General features: G+C 71.8%; 16 protein-coding genes. 4 read left to right on the top strand and 12 right to left on the bottom strand.

From position 1 onward, the window contains the following. Positions 1-68 precede the first annotated feature (68 nt). The 3 genes from QFZ67_RS08710 to QFZ67_RS08700 all read right to left on the bottom strand — a co-directional run bounded on the left by QFZ67_RS08710 (position 69) and on the right by QFZ67_RS08700 (position 3,203). Positions 69-1,343: a ribonuclease D gene (locus tag QFZ67_RS08710; protein WP_307660524.1), complete on the bottom strand. Its 1,275-nt coding sequence runs from the start codon at positions 1,341-1,343 to the stop codon at positions 69-71. A 78-nt stretch (positions 1,344-1,421) separates the two neighbouring features. Beyond that, positions 1,422-2,084, bottom strand: coding sequence for a response regulator transcription factor (locus QFZ67_RS08705; protein WP_215090828.1), 663 nt, complete (start codon positions 2,082-2,084; stop codon positions 1,422-1,424). Positions 2,085-2,531: 447 nt separating this feature from the next. Further along, a complete protein-coding gene (locus QFZ67_RS08700) occupies positions 2,532-3,203 on the bottom strand; it encodes a DUF3000 domain-containing protein (protein WP_307660523.1) in 672 nt (223 codons plus the stop codon). Positions 3,204-3,400: 197 nt separating this feature from the next. Between QFZ67_RS08700 and hemE the strand changes: the two genes are divergently transcribed. After that, positions 3,401-4,408 (top strand): uroporphyrinogen decarboxylase, encoded by a 1,008-nt coding sequence (hemE, locus tag QFZ67_RS08695; RefSeq protein ID WP_307665774.1) that lies wholly within the window; start codon positions 3,401-3,403, stop codon positions 4,406-4,408. Here the strand turns inward: hemE and QFZ67_RS08690 are convergent. Both QFZ67_RS08690 and QFZ67_RS08685 read right to left on the bottom strand, forming a co-directional pair. Continuing rightward, on the bottom strand, positions 4,405-5,787 hold the full coding sequence (locus QFZ67_RS08690) for an FAD-dependent oxidoreductase (protein WP_307660522.1): 1,383 nt from the start codon (positions 5,785-5,787) through the stop codon (positions 4,405-4,407). The two genes, hemE and QFZ67_RS08690, sit on opposite strands and share 4 nt — an antisense overlap. A gap of 28 nt (positions 5,788-5,815) precedes the next feature. After that, positions 5,816-6,781, bottom strand: a complete 966-nt coding sequence (locus tag QFZ67_RS08685; RefSeq protein WP_307660521.1) for a DUF4349 domain-containing protein — start codon at positions 6,779-6,781, stop codon at positions 5,816-5,818. 129 nt (positions 6,782-6,910) lie between these two features. Between QFZ67_RS08685 and hemG the strand changes: the two genes are divergently transcribed. Together hemG and hemQ are read left to right on the top strand one after the other, a co-directional pair. Next, positions 6,911-8,335, top strand: a complete 1,425-nt coding sequence (gene hemG / locus QFZ67_RS08680; RefSeq protein ID WP_307660520.1) for a protoporphyrinogen oxidase — start codon at positions 6,911-6,913, stop codon at positions 8,333-8,335. A gap of 4 nt (positions 8,336-8,339) precedes the next feature. Beyond that, entirely contained in the window at positions 8,340-9,053 is a 714-nt protein-coding gene (hemQ, locus tag QFZ67_RS08675; protein WP_307660519.1) for a hydrogen peroxide-dependent heme synthase, read from the top strand. Between the two features lie 72 nt (positions 9,054-9,125). On the opposite strand, the gene QFZ67_RS08670 is transcribed toward hemQ, so the two are convergent. From QFZ67_RS08670 to QFZ67_RS08640, 7 genes are all read right to left on the bottom strand, one after another. Continuing rightward, the gene (locus tag QFZ67_RS08670) at positions 9,126-10,727 is read right to left on the bottom strand and encodes an alpha/beta hydrolase (protein ID WP_307660518.1); all 1,602 of its coding nucleotides are present in this window, start codon (positions 10,725-10,727) and stop codon (positions 9,126-9,128) included. A 100-nt stretch (positions 10,728-10,827) separates the two neighbouring features. Continuing rightward, positions 10,828-11,586 (bottom strand): TIGR04222 domain-containing membrane protein, encoded by a 759-nt coding sequence (locus QFZ67_RS08665; RefSeq protein WP_307660517.1) that lies wholly within the window; start codon positions 11,584-11,586, stop codon positions 10,828-10,830. Between the two features lie 64 nt (positions 11,587-11,650). Continuing rightward, positions 11,651-12,406, bottom strand: coding sequence for a DUF4142 domain-containing protein (locus QFZ67_RS08660; protein ID WP_307660516.1), 756 nt, complete (start codon positions 12,404-12,406; stop codon positions 11,651-11,653). A 301-nt stretch (positions 12,407-12,707) separates the two neighbouring features. After that, the gene (locus QFZ67_RS08655; protein ID WP_307660515.1) at positions 12,708-13,685 is read right to left on the bottom strand and encodes a TIGR04222 domain-containing membrane protein; all 978 of its coding nucleotides are present in this window, start codon (positions 13,683-13,685) and stop codon (positions 12,708-12,710) included. Between the two features lie 5 nt (positions 13,686-13,690). Then, complete coding sequence (locus tag QFZ67_RS08650; RefSeq protein ID WP_307660514.1) at positions 13,691-14,995, bottom strand: DUF692 domain-containing protein; 1,305 nt, start codon at positions 14,993-14,995, stop codon at positions 13,691-13,693. A 150-nt stretch (positions 14,996-15,145) separates the two neighbouring features. After that, on the bottom strand, positions 15,146-15,910 hold the full coding sequence (locus QFZ67_RS08645) for a DUF4142 domain-containing protein (RefSeq protein WP_307660513.1): 765 nt from the start codon (positions 15,908-15,910) through the stop codon (positions 15,146-15,148). 107 nt (positions 15,911-16,017) lie between these two features. Then, the gene (locus QFZ67_RS08640) at positions 16,018-16,758 is read right to left on the bottom strand and encodes an aminoacyl-tRNA hydrolase (protein ID WP_307660512.1); all 741 of its coding nucleotides are present in this window, start codon (positions 16,756-16,758) and stop codon (positions 16,018-16,020) included. Between the two features lie 82 nt (positions 16,759-16,840). Here QFZ67_RS08640 and QFZ67_RS08635 point away from each other — a divergent pair, with 82 nt between their 5' ends. Next, positions 16,841-17,518, top strand: a complete 678-nt coding sequence (locus QFZ67_RS08635) for an AIM24 family protein (protein WP_307660511.1) — start codon at positions 16,841-16,843, stop codon at positions 17,516-17,518. The last annotated feature ends 8 nt before the right edge of the window (positions 17,519-17,526 follow it).

The raw sequence follows: 17,526 nt of genomic DNA, 5'->3' as shown, positions 1-17,526 counted from the left end.
CCTCAATTTCGCCCAGACTTCGTCCGGGGGACCCCACGGGGCTGACAAATTCAGTCCCGCCGCAGGTGTCAGGCCGTCGCCGTCAGCGCGCTCGCCAGCAGCGGCGCCACCTGCTCGATCTGCCAGGCGCGCGCCCCGTGCCCGGCCAGCACCTCGGCCACCGCGGCCACCGTGGGTTCGGCCGGCGGCTCCCAGCAGACCCGGCGGACCGTGTCCGGAGTGATCAGGTTCTCCTGCGGCAGATTGAGTTCCTCCGCGAGCGCGGAGACCGCCGCACGCGCCGCGGAGAGCCGGGCCGCGGCCGCAGGGTCCTTGTCCGCCCACGAACGCGGCGGGGGCGGGCCGTTCAGCGGCTGGCCAGGCTGCGGGAGCTCGGCGTCGAGCAGCGCCTTGGCCCGGTCGACGGCCGCCTGCCACTGCTCCAGCTGCCGCCGTCCCATCCGGTGGCCGAACCCGGGCAGCGCGGTCAGCGCCTGCACATTCGCCGGCACGGAGAGCGCCGCCTCGACGATCGCCGAGTCGCTCAGCACCTTGCCCGGCGACACATCACGCCGCTGCGCCACCTTGTCGCGGGCCGTCCACAGCTCCCGTACGACCGCCATCTGACGGCGGCGGCGCACCTTGTGCATCCCGGACGTACGACGCCAGGGGTCCTTGCGCGGGGGAGCGGGCGGAGCCGACGCGATCGCCTCGAACTCCTGCCAGGCCCATTCCAGCTTGCCCTGCCGGTCCAGCTCCTTCTCCAGCGCGTCGCGCAGATCGACCAGCAGCTCCACATCGAGCGCGGCATAGCGCAGCCACGGCTCGGGCAGCGGGCGGGTCGACCAGTCCACCGCGGAGTGGCCCTTCTCCAGCGCGTAGCCGAGGACGGACTCGACCATCGCGCCAAGGCCGACCCGGGGGAAGCCAGCGAGGCGCCCGGCGAGCTCCGTGTCGAAGAGCCGGGTCGGGATCATGCCTATTTCGCGCAGGCAGGGGAGATCCTGGGTGGCCGCGTGCAGAATCCACTCCGTACCGGCCAGGACCTCGCCGAGCCCGGAGAGGTCGGGGCAGCCGACCGGATCGATCAGCGCGCTGCCCGCGCCTTCGCGGCGCAGCTGTACGAGATAGGCCCGCTGGCCGTAGCGGTAGCCGGACGCGCGCTCGGCGTCGACGGCGACAGGGCCGGATCCCCTGGCGAACGCGGCGATCACTTCGGCGAGTGCCGCCTCGTCGGCGACCACGGGCGGAATGCCTTCACGGGGCTCCAGCAAGGGAATCGGCGCCGGTTCGACGTCGTCCGGGGGAGCGCCCCCGGTGGTTCGCAGTGCGGTCTCTGCTGCGGTCTCTTGGGCGTCGGTCACGTGTCAAGGGTATCTGTCAACGGAGAGCGCCCGTCGACGGAACGTTCCGTCGACGGGCGCGAAGAATATGTACAGCGGTCAGTGGATGATGCCGGTCCGCAGGGCGACGGCCACCATTCCGGCCCGGTCGCCCGTGCCCAGCTTGCGCGCGATACGGGCGAGGTGGCTCTTGACGGTCAGCGCGGACAGGCCCATCGAGACGCCGATCGCCTTGTTGGACTGGCCTTCCGCGACCAGGCGGAGCACCTCGACCTCACGGCCGGAGAGCTCGCGGTAGCCGCCCGGGTGGCTCGGGGCGCCCGGGGGGCGGCGGTGCATCCGGCCGGCCACGGCGCCGATGGGGGCGGCGCCGGGTCGGGTCGGGTGCCCGATGTTCGTACGTGTGCCGGTGACGACGTAGCCCTTGACGCCGCCCGCGAGGGCGTTGCGCACGGCGCCGATGTCGTCGGCGGCGGAAAGGGCGAGGCCGTTGGGCCAGCCCGCGGCTCGGGTCTCGGACAGGAGGGTCAGCCCGGAACCGTCGGGCAGGTGGACGTCGGCAACGCAGATGTCGCGCGGGTTGCCGACGCGGGGACGGGCCTCCGCGATGGACGACGCCTCGATGACGTCACGCACTCCGAGGGCCCACAGGTGGCGGGTGACGGTGGAGCGGACGCGCGGGTCGGCCACGACGACCATGGCCGTCGGCTTGTTCGGGCGGTAGGCGACCAGGCTTGCGGGCTGCTCGAGAAGAACGGACACCAGGCCTCCTGGGAGGGTGCGGGACGGAGCCGGCTCGGGGGGAAGAAGCCGGGGCGGGCCGTGCAGTTAGGGTCACAGACCTCTTCGGCACCGAACCCGTCCGCCTTTAGAGAATGATCACGATTTAGTGAGTAACAATTGGGGCAATTCGGACGGGTGATCGATCATCCTACGAGCTCCCGGAGGTCCCGTGCCCGATCTTCCGGCCGTGGTCCCGGCGGTCCGGTGCACGATCTCCGGCCGCGGTCCCGGTGCGTTCCTGCGGGCATGTCCCGGGCGTCAACCTCCGGGCACATCCCGGGCGTCGGCTCCCCGGCACGTCCCGCGGGTCGGCCTCCCGGCAGTCCCGGGCGTCAACCTCCCGGCACGTCCCGCGCTGAGATTCCCGGCTGCGGCTGCGAGCACCTCTCGTGCCTCAGTCTCCCGGGCGCCGCCCCGGGCGCGGAGTCACGGCTGCTGCGGGCCCCGCCGCTGTGGAAGCGAGACCACGCCCGTCGCCGCGTCCACCGGACCGGCCGGCGACGGCGGCAGCCCGGCGACCTGGCAGAGGAGATCGCACCAGGCCACGAGGTGTGCCGCCGAGTCCGGAACCCCCTCCAGACCCTCGCGTGGTGTCCACGACGCCCGGATCTCGATCTGCGTCGCCGGGCGCCGTTCGGAGAGTCCACCGAAGTAGTGAGAACTCGCGCGGGTGACGGTCCCGCTCGCCTCGCCGTACGAGAGCCCGCGCGCCTCCAGCGCGCCCGTCAGCCACGACCAGCAGACCTCGGGAAAGAGCGGATCGGCCGCCATCTCGGGCTCCAGCTCGGCGCGTACCAGCGTCACCAGCCGGAAGGTTCCCTGCCAGGCGTCATGACCGGCCGGATCGTGCAGCAGCACCAGGCGGCCGTCCGCCAGGTCGTCGTCGCCGTCGACGACCGCCGCCTCCAGCGCGTAGGCATGCGGCGCGAGGCGCTGCGGCGGGCGCGTCGGGTCCACCTCGACCTCGGGGCGCAGCCGCGCGGCCCGCAGTGCGTCGACCGCCAGCCGGAACGCGCGCGGGACGGCATTCCCCTCCGCGCTGTCCGGGTCGTCAGCGCTGTTGGAATGATCGGAAAAATGTCCCTGAGCCGCAGCCATGCGGGGAAGAGTAGGCGGAACGGGGGCTTCGCGCAGGGAGGGACACCCGGCCCGGAGCGGCCACTTCAGGTGTACGTGCGAAGATTCTCGGCGTGAGTGCCAACGACCTTCCCCTCGCTCGAGGCTCCGCCCGAGCTGGGGATACCCCATCCTCGGACCAGCCGACGAAGACACACGCTGTCGAAGAATCAGCCTTTCTGAAGGCGTGCAGGCGTGAGCCGGTGCCGCACACCCCGGTCTGGTTCATGCGTCAGGCGGGGCGCTCACTGCCCGAGTACCTCAAGGTCCGCGAGGGCATCGGGATGCTCGAGTCCTGCATGCGGCCCGAGCTCGTCACCGAGATCACGCTGCAGCCGGTGCGCCGCCACAAGGTCGACGCGGCGATCTACTTCAGCGACATCGTCGTACCGCTCAAGGCCATCGGCCTCGACCTCGACATCAAGCCGGGCGTCGGCCCGGTCGTCGCCGAGCCGATCCGCACCCGCGCCGACCTGGCACGGCTGCGCGACCTCACGCCCGAGGACGTCTGGTATGTCACCGAGGCGATCGGGCTGCTCACCGGCGAGCTCGGGGCCACCCCGCTCATCGGCTTCGCCGGCGCGCCCTTCACCCTCGCGAGCTACCTCGTCGAGGGCGGCCCCTCGCGCAACCACGAGCACACCAAGGCCCTGATGTACGGCGACCCGCAGCTGTGGGCCGACCTGCTCGACCGGCTCGCGGAGATCACCTCGGCCTTCCTCAAGGTGCAGATCGAGGCCGGTGCCTCGGCGGTGCAGCTCTTCGACTCGTGGGTGGGCGCGCTCGCCCCCGCCGAGTACCGGCGCTCGGTGATGCCGGCGTCCGCCAAGGTCCTCGACGCGGTGGCGTCGTACGACGTGCCGCGCATCCACTTCGGCGTCGGCACCGGCGAACTCCTCGGCCTGATGGGCGAGGCGGGCGCGGACGTCGTCGGCGTCGACTGGCGGGTGCCGCTGGACGAGGCCGCCCGCCGGGTCGGCCCGGGCAAGGCGCTCCAGGGCAACCTCGACCCGGCCGTCCTGTTCTCCACGCAGGAGGCCGTCGAGGCCAAGACCCGCGAGGTGCTGGGCGCCGCCGCCGGCCTGGAGGGCCATGTGTTCAACCTGGGCCACGGCGTGCTTCCGACGACCGACCCCGACGCGCTGACCCGTCTCGTGGAGTACGTGCACACGCGGACCGCGCGCTAGCCGGGCCCCGCCTCGCGGACCGCCGTCGTCGCCTTTCGCGCCGCCACCAGCACCGGGTCCCAGACCGGGGAGAACGGCGGGGCGTAGCCGAGATCCAGGGCCGTCATCTGCTCCACCGTCATCCCCGCGGTCAGGGCGACGGCCGCGATGTCGACGCGCTTGGCCGCGCCGTCGCGGCCGACGATCTGGACGCCGAGGAGTCGGCCCGTACGGCGTTCCGCGAGCATCTTCACCGTCATCAGCGCGGCGTCGGGGTAGTAGCCGGCGCTGTTCGTCGACTCGATCGTGGTCGTGACGTACTGCAGGCCGACCGCGCGGGCGTCCTTCTCGCGCAGGCCGGTGCGGGCGATCTCCAGATCGCACACCTTGCTTACCGCCGTGCCGACGACGCCGGGGAAGGTCGCGTACCCGCCGCCCGCGTTCGCGCCGATGATCTGGCCGTGCTTGTTGGCGTGCGTGCCCAGCGCGATATGGCGCTCGCGGCCCGAGACCAGGTCGAGAACCTCCACACAGTCGCCGCCGGCCCAGATGTTCTCGTAGCCGCGCACCCGCATCGCGAGATCGGTGAGCAGCCCGCCGTACGCACCGAGCGGCAGACCGGCGGCGCGGGCGAGGGTGGTCTCCGGCTCGACGCCGATGCCGAGGACCACCACGTCCGCCGGGTACTCGGCGTTCTCGGTCGCGACGGCGCGGACCCGGCCGTCTGAGCCCGTGAGGATCTTGGTGACCCCGGCGCCGTTCACCGTCGTGATGCCGATCCGGTCCATCGCCTCGTGGACCAGGCGGCCCATGTCGGGGTCGAGGGTGGCCATCGGCTGCTCGCCGCGGTTGAGGACGGTCACCTCGTAGCCGCGCTTCAGCATCGCCTCCGCCATCTCGACGCCGATGTAGCCGGCGCCCATGACGACCGCGCGCCGCCCGTCGGTGCGCGCGAGGGTGTCCAGCAGGGCCTGGCCGTCGTCGAGGGTCTGCACGCCGTGCACGCCCGGCGCGTCCATGCCCGGCAGCGCCGGGCGGACCGGGCGCGCGCCGGTCGCGATCACCAGCTTGTCGAAGCCCGTCCACGACTCGGCGCCGGTCTCCAGATCACGGGAGCGCACCCGCCCGCCCGGGGCGTCGATCTCCGTCACCTCCGTACGCATCCGCAGCTCGATGCCGCGCTCGCGGTGCTCGGCCGGCGTACGGGCGATCAGGTCGTCGCGCTCGGGCACATCACCGCCGACCCAGTACGGAATCCCGCACGCCGAGAACGAGCTGAAGTGGCCGCGCTCGAACGCGAGGATCTCCAGCTCGTCCGGGCCCTTGAGCCTGCGTGCCTGCGATGCGGCGGACATGCCCGCTGCATCGCCCCCGATGACCACCAGTCGCTCCATTGCCATGGGGAACACGCTACGGCGCGACGGCCGTTCAGTCCTGACCTGGGGCGGGGCCGGATCCGGGGCCGGGCGCGGGCGCGGGCACCGCGGGCTCAGCGACAGGCCGCGCAGCGACAGGCCGCTTGGCGAGCCGCGGCCGCAGCACCCAGCGCCACAGCGCGTACAGCACCCCGAAGACCACGGCGAACGGGGCCACCGCTCCCACCGCCAACGCGATCCATACGCCCACCGCCACGAGCGCGTACCAGCCGCCGCCGAGCGCGTCCAGGAAGCCCGGGTCGTCGTCCTCCTTCTGCTCCTTGTCCTCCTTCTCGGAGAGGACCAAGGTGATGGTCGCCAGCGTCGTACGGTCCTTGAGCGCGGCCTGCTGCGCGAGCAGCGACTCCAACTCGGCCTGACGGCTGCTCAGTTGACCCTCCAGCGTGACCACGTCGCTGAGCTTCTCGGCCCGGTCCATCAGCGCCCGTACGCGTGCGACGCTCGCCCGCTGCGTCGCGATGCGGCTCTCCACGTCGACGACCTGGTCGGTGACGTCCTTGGCGTCGGCCTTGCGGGAGAGCAGCTTTCCTGCGCCCGCCAGCTCGGCCAGGACCGCGTCGTACTTCTCCTGCGGGACGCGCAGCACGACGCGCGAGGTCACATGGGTGTCGTCGATCCGCTCAGTGGTCTCGTTGGAGACATGCCCGCCGGCACTCTCAGCGGACCCGCGGGCCGCGGCGAGGGCCTTCTGGGCGTCCTTGACCTCCACGGCGAGCTCCGCGGTGCGGATGATGTGGGTCGGCGCCAGGGCGACCGGGTCCTTCGGCTTCGTCTGCTCCGCGCCGGACGACTGCCGGTCGGAGTCGTAGCCCGAGCCGGCCCCGCCGTCCTGCAACGCGGGTTTCGCGGCGCTCTGCGCCTTGTCGTCCGCGCCGGACTCGGAATCGGCCGCGCTGCATCCGGCAAGCGCGAGTGAAGCGGTGAGAAACAGTGCCGCGACCGTACGACGTGCACGCATGTCGTCCCCCCAGGGACAGATGGTGAGTGTTGCCGGTTTGACGGACGGGCCCGTGGTGAGGGTTGCCGTTTTCCGGTTCCGAAGCGGTCACGGTCAGGACTCGGTAAGGGGTTTGAGAGAGTGGGGGGCATGGACACACGTACGGGTCATGTCGTCGTCATCGGAGGCGGCATCGCCGGTCTCGCCGCCGCGCACCGGCTGCTCGACTCCGGGGTGCGCGTCACGCTCCTGGAGGCCACCGACCGGCTCGGCGGCAAGCTCCAGGCGGGCGAGATCGAGGGCGCCCCCGTCGATCTCGGCGCCGAGTCGATGCTCGCCCGCCGCCCCGAAGCGGTCGAACTGGCCCGTGCCGTCGGCCTCGCCGACCGGCTCCAGCCGCCCGCCACCGCCTCCGCCTCGGTGTGGACGCGCGATGCGCTGCGCCCGATGCCCAAGGGCCATGTGATGGGCGTGCCGGGCGACCCGGCGGCGCTCGCGGGCCTGCTCTCGGCGGAGGGCATCGCCCGTATCGAGCGGGAGCGGGACCTCGCGCCCGCAGAGCTCGGCGACGATGTCGCGGTCGGCGCGTACGTCGCCGAGCGCCTCGGCCGCGAGGTCGTGGACCGGCTGGTGGAGCCGCTGCTCGGCGGGGTGTACGCGGGCGACGCGTACCGCATCTCGATGCGCGCCGCCGTCCCTCAGCTCTTCGAGGCGGCGAAGACGCATGACTCGCTGCTCGCCGCCGTACGCGACATCCAGGCGAAGGCCGCCGCCGGGCAGCAGGCAGCCGGGCCGGTCTTCGTGGGCATCGAGGGCGGCGTGGGGCAGCTGCCGGGCGCTGTCGCCGACGCCGTACGCGCCCGGGGCGGCGAGATCCTCATGGAGACGCCCGTCCTCGGGCTGACCCGTAGCGCCGAAGGCTGGCAGATCCGCACCGACCAGCGGGTCATCGCCGCCGACGGCGTGGTGCTCGCGGCCCCCGCCTGGTCCGCGTCCGCGCTGCTCGCCGCCGAATCCCCGGCCGCCGCCGCGGAGCTCGGACAGGTCGAGTACGCCTCGATGGCGCTGGTCACCATGGCCTTCCGGCGCACGGACCTGGCCGGCATACCGGAAGGCAGCGGCTTCCTGGTGCCGCCCGTGGACGGCCGCACCATCAAGGCGTCCACCTTCTCCACCCGCAAGTGGAGCTGGGTCGACAAGGGCTCCTCCGGCCTCTTCGTGCTGCGCACCTCGATCGGACGCTACGGCGAGGAGGAACACCTGCACCGCGAGGACGCCGAGCTCGTCGCCGTATCCCTGCGCGACATCGGGGAGGCCACCGGACTCGCGGCCAGGCCCGTAGCCACCGAGGTGACCCGGTGGATCGGCGGACTGCCGCAGTACCCCGTCGGGCATCTCGCGCGCGTCGCCCGGATCCGCGACGAGGTCGCCAAACTGCCGGGCCTCAGGGTCTGCGGGGCGGCGTACGACGGCGTCGGCATCCCCGCCTGCATCGCCAGCGCCCAGCGCGCCGCCGACGAGATCCTCGCCACGCCCACCCTGGCGCGGGGCACTGATCGCGGCGCGGGAGAATAGCTTTATGAGTGCGCCCGAAAAGATTCCGAACGCAGGCAAGAAGGCCAAGGACCTCAACGAGGTCATCAGGTACACGCTGTGGTCCGTCTTCAAGCTGCGCGATGTGCTGCCCGAGGACCGTTCCGGCTACGCCGACGAGGTCCAGGAGCTGTTCGACCAGCTCGCCGCCAAGGACGTCACCGTGCGCGGCACGTACGACGTGTCCGGGCTCCGCGCCGACGCCGACGTCATGATCTGGTGGCACGCCGAGACCGCGGACGAGCTGCAGGAGGCGTACAACCTCTTCCGCCGCACCAGGCTCGGCCGCGCGCTCGAGCCGGTCTGGTCGAACATGGCGCTGCACCGCCCCGCCGAGTTCAACAAGTCGCACATCCCGGCCTTCCTGGCCGACGAGACGCCGCGCAACTATGTCTCGGTCTACCCCTTCGTGCGCTCCTACGACTGGTACCTGCTGCCCGACGAGGACCGCCGCCGGATGCTCGCCGACCACGGCAAGATGGCCCGCGGCTACCCGGACGTGCGCGCCAACACGGTGGCGTCGTTCTCGCTCGGCGACTACGAGTGGCTGCTCGCCTTCGAGGCCGACGAGCTGTACCGCATCGTCGACCTGATGCGTCATCTGCGCGGCTCCGAGGCGCGTATGTACGTCCGCGAAGAGGTCCCGTTCTACACGGGCCGCCGCAAGTCGGTCGCGGAGCTGGTGGCGGGGCTCGCGTAAAGCGGGCTCGCCCCAGAAGCCCGATGGCCGGGTCCGCGCGATGCGGACCCGGCCGTCCCCCGACCCGGAAGATCAGACGACGTGCGGCAGTTTCGGCTCTGCCGCCGCCCGTTCCAGCGACACCGGGTCCGGCTCCGGGTGCGGCGCGCACGATGCGCGCCGCACCGGCGTCACGCCGTACAGCAGGTATTTCTCCAGGTAGGCGTTGACGCACTGGTTGTTGCCGCCGCCGATGCCGTGCGTGCCGGCGTCCTTCTCCGTGATCAGCGCGGAGCCTTTCAGCCGCCGCGCCAGTTCAAGCGCCCCTTCGTACGGCGTCGCCGCGTCCCGCTCGGCGGCCAGGATGAGCGTCGGCGGCAGCGCACCGAGCTTGGTACGCACGTCCAGCGGCTGCTGCCGGGGCGCGGGCCAGTAGGCGCACGGCAGATTCATCCAGGCGTTGTCCCAGGTCTCGAAGGGCGCGACGCGTGCGAGAGCGCTGTTGTCGCGGTCCCACACCTCCCATTCGGTCGGCCAGGGCGCGTCGTTGCACTCGACGGCGGTGTACACGGCGTTGCCGTTCTCCGCCTCATACGCTTCCTCCGGCCGCGGCGCGGCCTGCTTGACCAGCGGCTCCTCGTTGCCCTTCAGATACTCGGCCAGCGCGCCGGCGCGCAGTGGCCAGTAGTCGTCGTGGTAAGCGGCCCGCAGGAATGCCGCGTGCAACTGGCCGGGGCCGACCGTGCCGCCCGCAGGCTCGAGGGCGAGCCGGGCGCGTGCCTGCTCGTAGCTCATGGCCACATCCTCCGGCGTGGCGCCCAGATGGTACGTCTGGTCGTGCTTGGCGACCCAGGCGCGGAAGTCCGCCCAGCGGCTCTCGAAGGCGAGCGACTGGTTGAGGTTGCTGCGGTACCAGATCCGGCCCGGCTCCGGGTTGACCGCCGAGTCGAAGACCATGCGGCGCACGTGGGAGGGGAAGAGGGTCGCGTACAGCGCGCCGAAATACGTGCCGTACGAGGCGCCCATGAAGGTCAGCCGCGGCTGGCGGAGCGCTGCCCGCAGCACATCCAGGTCGCGGGCGTTGTTCAGCGAGGTGTAGTGCCGAAGCGCCGGGCCCGCGTTGCTCGCGCAGCCCTGGGCGTACGCCTTCGCCTGCGCAATCCGCTCCATCTTGTACGAGGGGGAAGGGTGTACCGGCGACAGGGTGGGCGCCTTGGTGAAGTCGGCCGGGTCCTGGCAGGACAGCGGGGCGGAGCGGCCGACACCGCGCGGGGAGTAACCGACGATGTCGTACGCCTGGGCGATCCGCTTCCACTCGGGGAGTTGGGCGGCCATCGGGAAGTACATGCTGGAGGCGCCGGGGCCGCCGGGGTTGTAGACGAACGCGCCCTGGTGCTCGGCTGGCTTGCCGCTCGCCTTCACACGGCTGACGGTCAGGGAGATCTGCGGGCCCGAGGGGCTGGCGTAGTCGAGGGGGACCTTGACCGTGCCGCACTGGACGGGGGCGGGCAGCATCTCGGCCTTGGGGCAGCGTCCGAAGGAGATCCCGGCGGCGGCCGCGCGCTCGGCGGCGACGGTCGTGCCGTACGACTCGGCATCGACAGTGGTGGTGCCGCCGGCCGGGGCGACGGCCAGCGCAGAGACGACCAAGGCACTGAGGCTCGTCGCGGCCCCGTACATCGCAACTGCTCTCATCGAGTTCCCTTCATGCGGACAGCGGCCGTGAGGCCACGGGACGAAAGGGATCCTTGGTGGGCTTATTAGCGATGTAAAGGACCAATGTCCGGTGTCGGGGTCAATGACTCCGATGCGCCATGCGGCGGCTCGCCAGCGCCGCCCGCAGGTCCGGATCGTCGAGCGCGCCGACGCCGCGCACGGCGACGGCGGTGAGCGTGTCCCCCGGGGAGAGCGTGCCGAGGAGACGCTGGCCGTCGGGCGAGGCCCAACGGGTGTACGGATGTACCTCGATCCGTGCGATGGCCAGACAGCCCAGGGTGAGCAGGAGGGGGAGGGCGAACCAGGCGAGGATCGGGGCTCTCGCGCCCTGCTCCTGAGGGAGCATCAGCAGTGCGGCGGCCGCCAGCGCGACGGTGAGCGCGGTCGCGCCCTGGACGGCGCGCACGGCGGCGGCGACGCCCGACCTGGCCGCGTCCGGGACGGCGAGGCCGGCGCTGACGAGCGGGTCGGCCAGGGCCCGAACCGCGTCGGCGGCGGATGCGGCGGCCCGCACCGCGGCTATCCGCGCCTGGCCCGCGGGTCCTATCGCGCCGATGACCGAGCGCTCCAAGTCGTCCTCGCCCTCCGGGTCGACGACCGTGGCCCAGCCGGTGCGCGCGAGCAGCAGCCTGCGGCCGCGGTGCATCGAGACGAGCGTGAGCTCTGCGACCCGTTGCGGGCCGCCGGCCAGGAAGGCGGCCTCGTACAGGCTCAACTGCCCTTTCCGGCTTGCTCCTTCGGGGGCGGGGCGAGCGGCTTCGACGGCGGCGATGCAGAGCCGGGCGCAGCTGATGCCCGCCGCGGCCCAGGCCACCAGCAGGAATAGGACCCAGAACATGGCCGAGTTCTACGCGAGATGTCCGCGGTTGCGCCATGGGGTGTTCACCATACGGACCGTGGCTTTATCGGTCCGTGACGTCGGATCGGGGGCGGGAGGCCGCGGGCGGCAGCGGGAACGACCGGGCCGGGGTGGGGGTGACGGGGTCTGCTGGCGGCGGTGTAGCGCCCGGGGCGGGCGGCGGCGGTCCTGTGGGACTTGCCGTCGCGGTGGCGGCGGAGCCGTCGGCGATGGCGTCGAAGTCGACCAGGCCGGTCGCCTCCAGGACCTTGATGTGGTCCAGGACGGTGGTGTTGGCGTCGTTGGCGAGTTCGCGCACCAGGGTGTTGCGGGTGCTGTTGCGGATGTCGGCGACGAGGGAGAAGACCTTGCCGTGGGCACGGCGCAGGATATTGGCGAACTTGGTCTCGTACTCCTGGCCGCGTGCCTCGGTGAACTCCTTGAGCCAGCCCTGCTGTTGGGCGGTCGGCTGGTTCGGCAGCTCCATGTTGAGCCGGGCCGCGACCTCGCGGACGCGGGCGTCGAGATAGGTGTGGCCCTCGACGAGATGCTCGCCGGCCACCTTCACCGCGACGGTGGGGGCGCGGCCGACGGCCTGCTGGCCGGCGGGGAGCTCCCACAGACCGGCGAGTCTGACGCGGACGACGAAGTCCCGGTCGGCGGCGGAGAGCGGGCCCCAGGGTGTGCTGACGGAACCGGCTCTGAGGTTGGCCCGGCCGGTGCCTGAGCGGTCGTCGTACGACCAGATGGGGAAGAGGATCGCGGCGATGGTCGCCGTCAGGGCGACGACGACCAGGCCGGTGCCGGTGAGGGAACGCATGGAGCCTCCTGCGTGCGGTCCAGCACGCTAGTCGGCTCCGGGGTGATCCTGTGGGGTGTTGCGGGAAGTGTGAGGTGGGCGGTCCTGCGGGGGCTAGGGCGGGTTTTAGAAGTCCCTCCCCCCAGAGCTTCGCCTGGGAGGTGCCCCCATTCGTACGAGGGCGATCTCCCCCAGACTTCGTCCGGGGGTGCCCCCACCGCCTTGCCATTGAACGCACCAGACGCCGCGGGGCCCGCCCTGCGGGCGGACGGCGCTACTTCTAAAACACGCCCTGTGGCGGTGCCGCGCCGGACTTGCGCGGTCAGGAGCTGCTGCCCCCTCCGCAACTGGACCCGCCCGAGGATCCGCCGCAGCTGGAACCTCCTGACGAGCCGCCGCAGCTGGAGCCGCCGGACGAACCACCGCAGCTCGATCCCCCGCTCGCGCCGCAGCTGGAGCTGCCACAACCGGATCCCGGGCTCGACCCGGCGCACCACACGGCCGCGGAGTCCGTGTACGACGGCGAGTAGCCGTCCGTGCGGCCCGCCGGGATCCGTGCCGCCGTGGTCAGCTGCGCCTGGAGCGCGGGATCCGGCACTCCGCGCAGACCGTGCACCGCGACGAGATGGGCCGCCGAGTACACCTGGGCGTACTGCACCAGGTATGAGCGCAGGGCGTGCCGCCCGGCCGTCGTGATCCGCCGCCGGGCGCGGCCCCCCATCATGAACCCGATCACGATGCCCGTGATCAGGGCCGGCAGAACCATCAGGATGAACGGCGGGCCGAAATCCACCGGTCCGTCGTTCTGGATGAAGCTGAAGATGGTCAGGCCGAAGGAGAGGGGCAGCCCCATGACGCAGAGGAAGCCCTGGGTGTAGCCCCACACCGTCAGCCCCCGGTTCTGTCCGGGCGGCGTCATCAGCCCGCGGGCGGCGAGGCCGTCGCCGATCTCCTGCACGGCGGGGTGGCGCATCACCGCGAGGCGCAAAGTGTGCAGCGCGCCGGTCGGGGCGGCGGCCAGCTGCTCGAACACCGCGCGCTCCACGGGGTCATGGGCGAGGGCCTGCCGTACGGAGACGATGCCCGGGCCGCCGATGACCAGCCGGCCGTCCGCGTGCATGGCGGCGAGTGCCGCGTCGGCGACACGGGCGGGGCCGCCGCTGAGGAAGGCAGCCTCGTAGACGTGCTGGATCTGTCCGCCGCCGACCGGGTGGCGGGTCCGGGACGCGGAGGCCCGGACGATCAGCGCGGCGGACGATGCGCCGATGGCGAGATACACGAACACGGCGAGAAGGACCATGCCGCTCACCGCCTGACGAGCGCGGCGCGGGCCGCACGGACGAGCCGGGTGCCCCGGCGCGGCGGATGGGCTCCGGCGCGCTCCTCCCACCAACGGGTGAGCAGGCGGCGGGCGTTCTCGTCATCGGGACGTCCGGAGACGAGCAGCTGCTCGGCGAAGTGGAGTGCGTCGCGGCGGTAACCGTCGCACATGGGGCGGCCCTTGGCGTACGCGAGAAACGCGGCGCGGTATCCCTCGCCGAGGATCTCGGGCAGCTCTGGGGCGACCTTGGCGACGACGTCGGCACGCTTGGCGGCGAGGGCGCGGCTCTGGACCCGGAGGCGCTGTGAGTCGAAGCCTTCGGGGGCGGGGGTGCCGGCGACGAGAGCGGAGAGAAGGGCGGCCTGTGAGAGCGCGACGCGCTCGCGGGCGTCGGGTGAGCTGCTCTCCACAACCTTCGGGCGGGCCCCCAGACCCCCTCGCGCTCGGGCTTCGCCGCGCGGCGCGGCGGGCTGCCCCGCTACCCTCCCGCGGATCGTCGTCAACTCCGCCGCCAGCTCCTCCTTGGGCGGGAAGTCGTCGTCGCGCTCCAGCAGCACCCCGGGCGGGGACACTCGTGCCCGCAGGTCCGACAGGATGTCCAGGATCGGCTCGGTGACCGGGTGCGAGTGGGTGTCGTGCCAGATGCCGTCGCGTTCGGTGCCGCCCGCCACGTGGACGTAGGCGATCGCCTCGACCGGGAGTCCGTCGAGCGCAGTCGCCGGGTTCTCGCCGCGGTTGACGTGGTTCGTGTGGAGGTTGGCCACGTCGATCAGCAGGCCCACGCCCGTCCGCTCGACCAGCTCCGCCAGGAACTGGCCCTCCGTGAGCTCCTCACCGGGCCAGGAGATCAGCGCCGCGATGTTCTCCAGTGCCAGCGGCACCGGCAGGGAGTCCTGTGCGATGCGGACGTTCTCGCAGAGCACCTTGAGCGCGTCCCAGGTGCGCGGCACGGGCAGCAAGTGGCCCGCCTCCAGCTGCGGGGACGCGGTGAGCACGCCTCCGGCCCGTACGAACGCGATGTGTTCGGTGACCAGGGGCGCGCCCAGTGCCGTCGCCCGCTCGGCCAGGTCCGCGAGCCGGTGTGCGGAGGGGCGGTCCGCGCCGCCCAGGCCCAGTGAGACGCCGTGCGGGACGATCCGCGTGCCGCGCGAGCGCAGCCGGGTCAGCGCGGCGGGCAGATGGCCCGGGCAGATGTTCTCCGCGACGACCTCGACCCAGTCGACGCCTGGCAGCTCCTCCACCGCGTCGGCGATCTCCGGGCGCCAGCCGATGCCGATACCGAGTTCCATTGGGTCCCCCTCCTCTGCGCCGTGTGACGGTGCGTGCAGAGCTCATGGCCCCGCCGGACAGCGGTGAACCCAGAGGAGGGGACGTTCAGAGCTTCATTTGAGGTTCCGGCGGGTTCCAGCCGGTTCCGGCCGGAACCCGGCGCGCCGATGTTACGGACGGTTGGTGTTGATCGCTGTCGGTGGCCCCGGCTGCGTGGACGGCCGCGAGGTGAAGGACTGGTCGTTCCCGGACGGCGACGCCGGCGCCGGCTGCGGCGGCAGGTTGCCGTTCGGCGGCGGCGGACCGGTCGGGCTGGCCGTCGCCCCGCCCGCGGCTTCGTTCGCGATGGAGTCGAAGTCGACCATCCCGGTCGACTCCAGCATGGTGATGTGGTCGAGCACCGTCTGGTTCGCGTCCGTCGCCAGCTGGCGTATCAGCGTGTTCCTGGTGGTGTGCCGGACCTGGGCGACCAGCGAGAAGACCTTGCCGTGCGCATTGCGCAGCAGGTTCGCGAACTTCCTCTCGTAGTCCTGGCCGCTCGCCGCCGACAGCTCCCGCAGCCATGCCTGCTGCTGCTCCGTCGGCTGGTTCGGCAGCTCGACGCCCAGCTTGGCGGCCACATCGCGCGCCCGCTTGTCCAGATCGGTGTGCCCGACGACGAGATGGTCGCCCGCGTCCTTGATCGCCTTCGTGGGCGCGCGCTCGATCGCCTGCTGTCCCGCGGGCAGCTCCCAGAGCCCGGCCAGCCGGACCTTCACCAGAAAGTCGCGGTCCGTTGCGGACAGCGGTCCCCACTGCGTCGCCACGCTCGAGGCGTTGAGATTGTCCGGACCCGTGCCGGAACGGTCCGCGTACGACCACACGGGGAACGCGAGCGCGCCTACCGTGGCGACCAGAGCCGCGATGATGAGAGCCGTCCCGTTGATGCGCCGCAACACAGTGCCTCCTGAACCGATGAGTCTCTCGGCAATCAACCGCCGAGCAAATCAGCGCTCAACCTACTTGGCGGTATTGAGAGGTACGTACGGCGGGCCCGCTGTGTTCAGCCGCGCAGCGAGGGATGATCCGCGACCACCGTGCACGACCCCGGAGCGATCTCCGTGAAGCCGGCGTCCCGCACCACCGGCAAGCCGCTGACCGTGAGTTTTCGCCAGCGCGCCGGATCCGCGGTGCGCACGGAGAGCGGAAAACCGGCCTCGCGCCACGCCTTGCGGTCCGCCTCCGACAGCTCCCACCAGGCCAGTTGGGCACCGTGTCCGGCCTGCGCCATCGCCTTGCCCGCCGACATGCCGACATCCGGGCTCAGCCACAGCACCGGGCCCGCGAGGTCGGGCGCGGCGGGAGGCTCGGGGTCGTCCAGATCCGTGCCCGAGACTTGGAGCTTGGCCAGCTCCTTGGGCCAGCCGTCCAGAGGTACGGGCGGAAAGACCCGTACCTCGGCGGTCCCGCCCGTCACCGTGATGCCCGGCAGCGCCCCGGCCTTGCGCCACTCCGCGCCGCGCGCCCGCCGCACCACCTTGCGGATCCGGGCGTCCTGCCAGTCCCGCATCGACTGCGCCCACTCTCCGTCGCCCACCGACCGCTCGTCGCTCAGGATGTCGAGCACGGCCCGAGCCGCGGTCTCCAGCGCGTCGGTACGGGACGGGGGTTCGGCCTTCTCGATGCGCACCACCAGAGGAAGCACGAACTGCGGGGCTTCGTCGCGTGCGGTGCTCTCGTGCCGGAAGGGGCTGTCGGCGGGACTGGCGACGGGACTGGCGGGGCGGGTTTCTTCGCTGCTCACACCGGCAAGTCTGCCAGCCGCTGCTGTTCCGACCGGTCGGGGCTGTTGGCGGAACGGGTGCCTCCGGGACACGATGCACACCATGAAAAGTGATCTCTTCGCTTCCGAGAACATGGCGCAGCCGGCCACCGCGCCCGGCATGACCCTGCAGAACGCCAAGTCGATCAAGTACGCCGTCAACGGCGAGATGCACGCGCGACAGGGATCGATGATCGCCTTCCGCGGCAATCTCCAGTTCGAGCGCAAGGGCCAGGGCATAGGCGGCATGCTCAAGCGCGCCGTCACCGGTGAGGGCCTGGCGCTGATGGCGGTGCGCGGCCAGGGCGAGGCATGGTTCGCGCACGAGGCCGCCAACTGTTTCATCGTCGACATCGACCAGGGCGACGCGCTCACCATCAACGGCCGCAACGTCCTGTGTTTCGACGCCACCCTCTCGTACGAGATCAAGACGGTGAAGGGCGCCGGCATGACCGGCGGCGGGCTCTTCAACAGCCTCTTCACCGGCTACGGAAAGCTCGCCGTCATCTGCGAGGGCAACCCCATCGTGATACCCGTCACCGGCGCGCAGCCGGTGTACGTTGACACGGACGCGGTCGTCGGCTGGAGCGCCCAGCTGCAAACCTCCCTGCACCGCTCGCAGTCCGTGGGCTCGATGATCCGCGGCGGCTCGGGCGAGGCCGTTCAGCTGATGCTCCAGGGCGAAGGATTCGTGATCGTACGGCCCAGCGAGCTCACCCCCCAGAAGGCGTCGGCCAGCTAGCCTCGTAC

The sequence above is a fragment of the Streptomyces sp. V1I1 genome, assembly GCF_030817355.1.
Taxonomy (GTDB): Bacteria; Actinomycetota; Actinomycetes; order Streptomycetales; family Streptomycetaceae; genus Streptomyces.
This window is presented reverse-complemented; position numbering and strand designations above follow the sequence as displayed.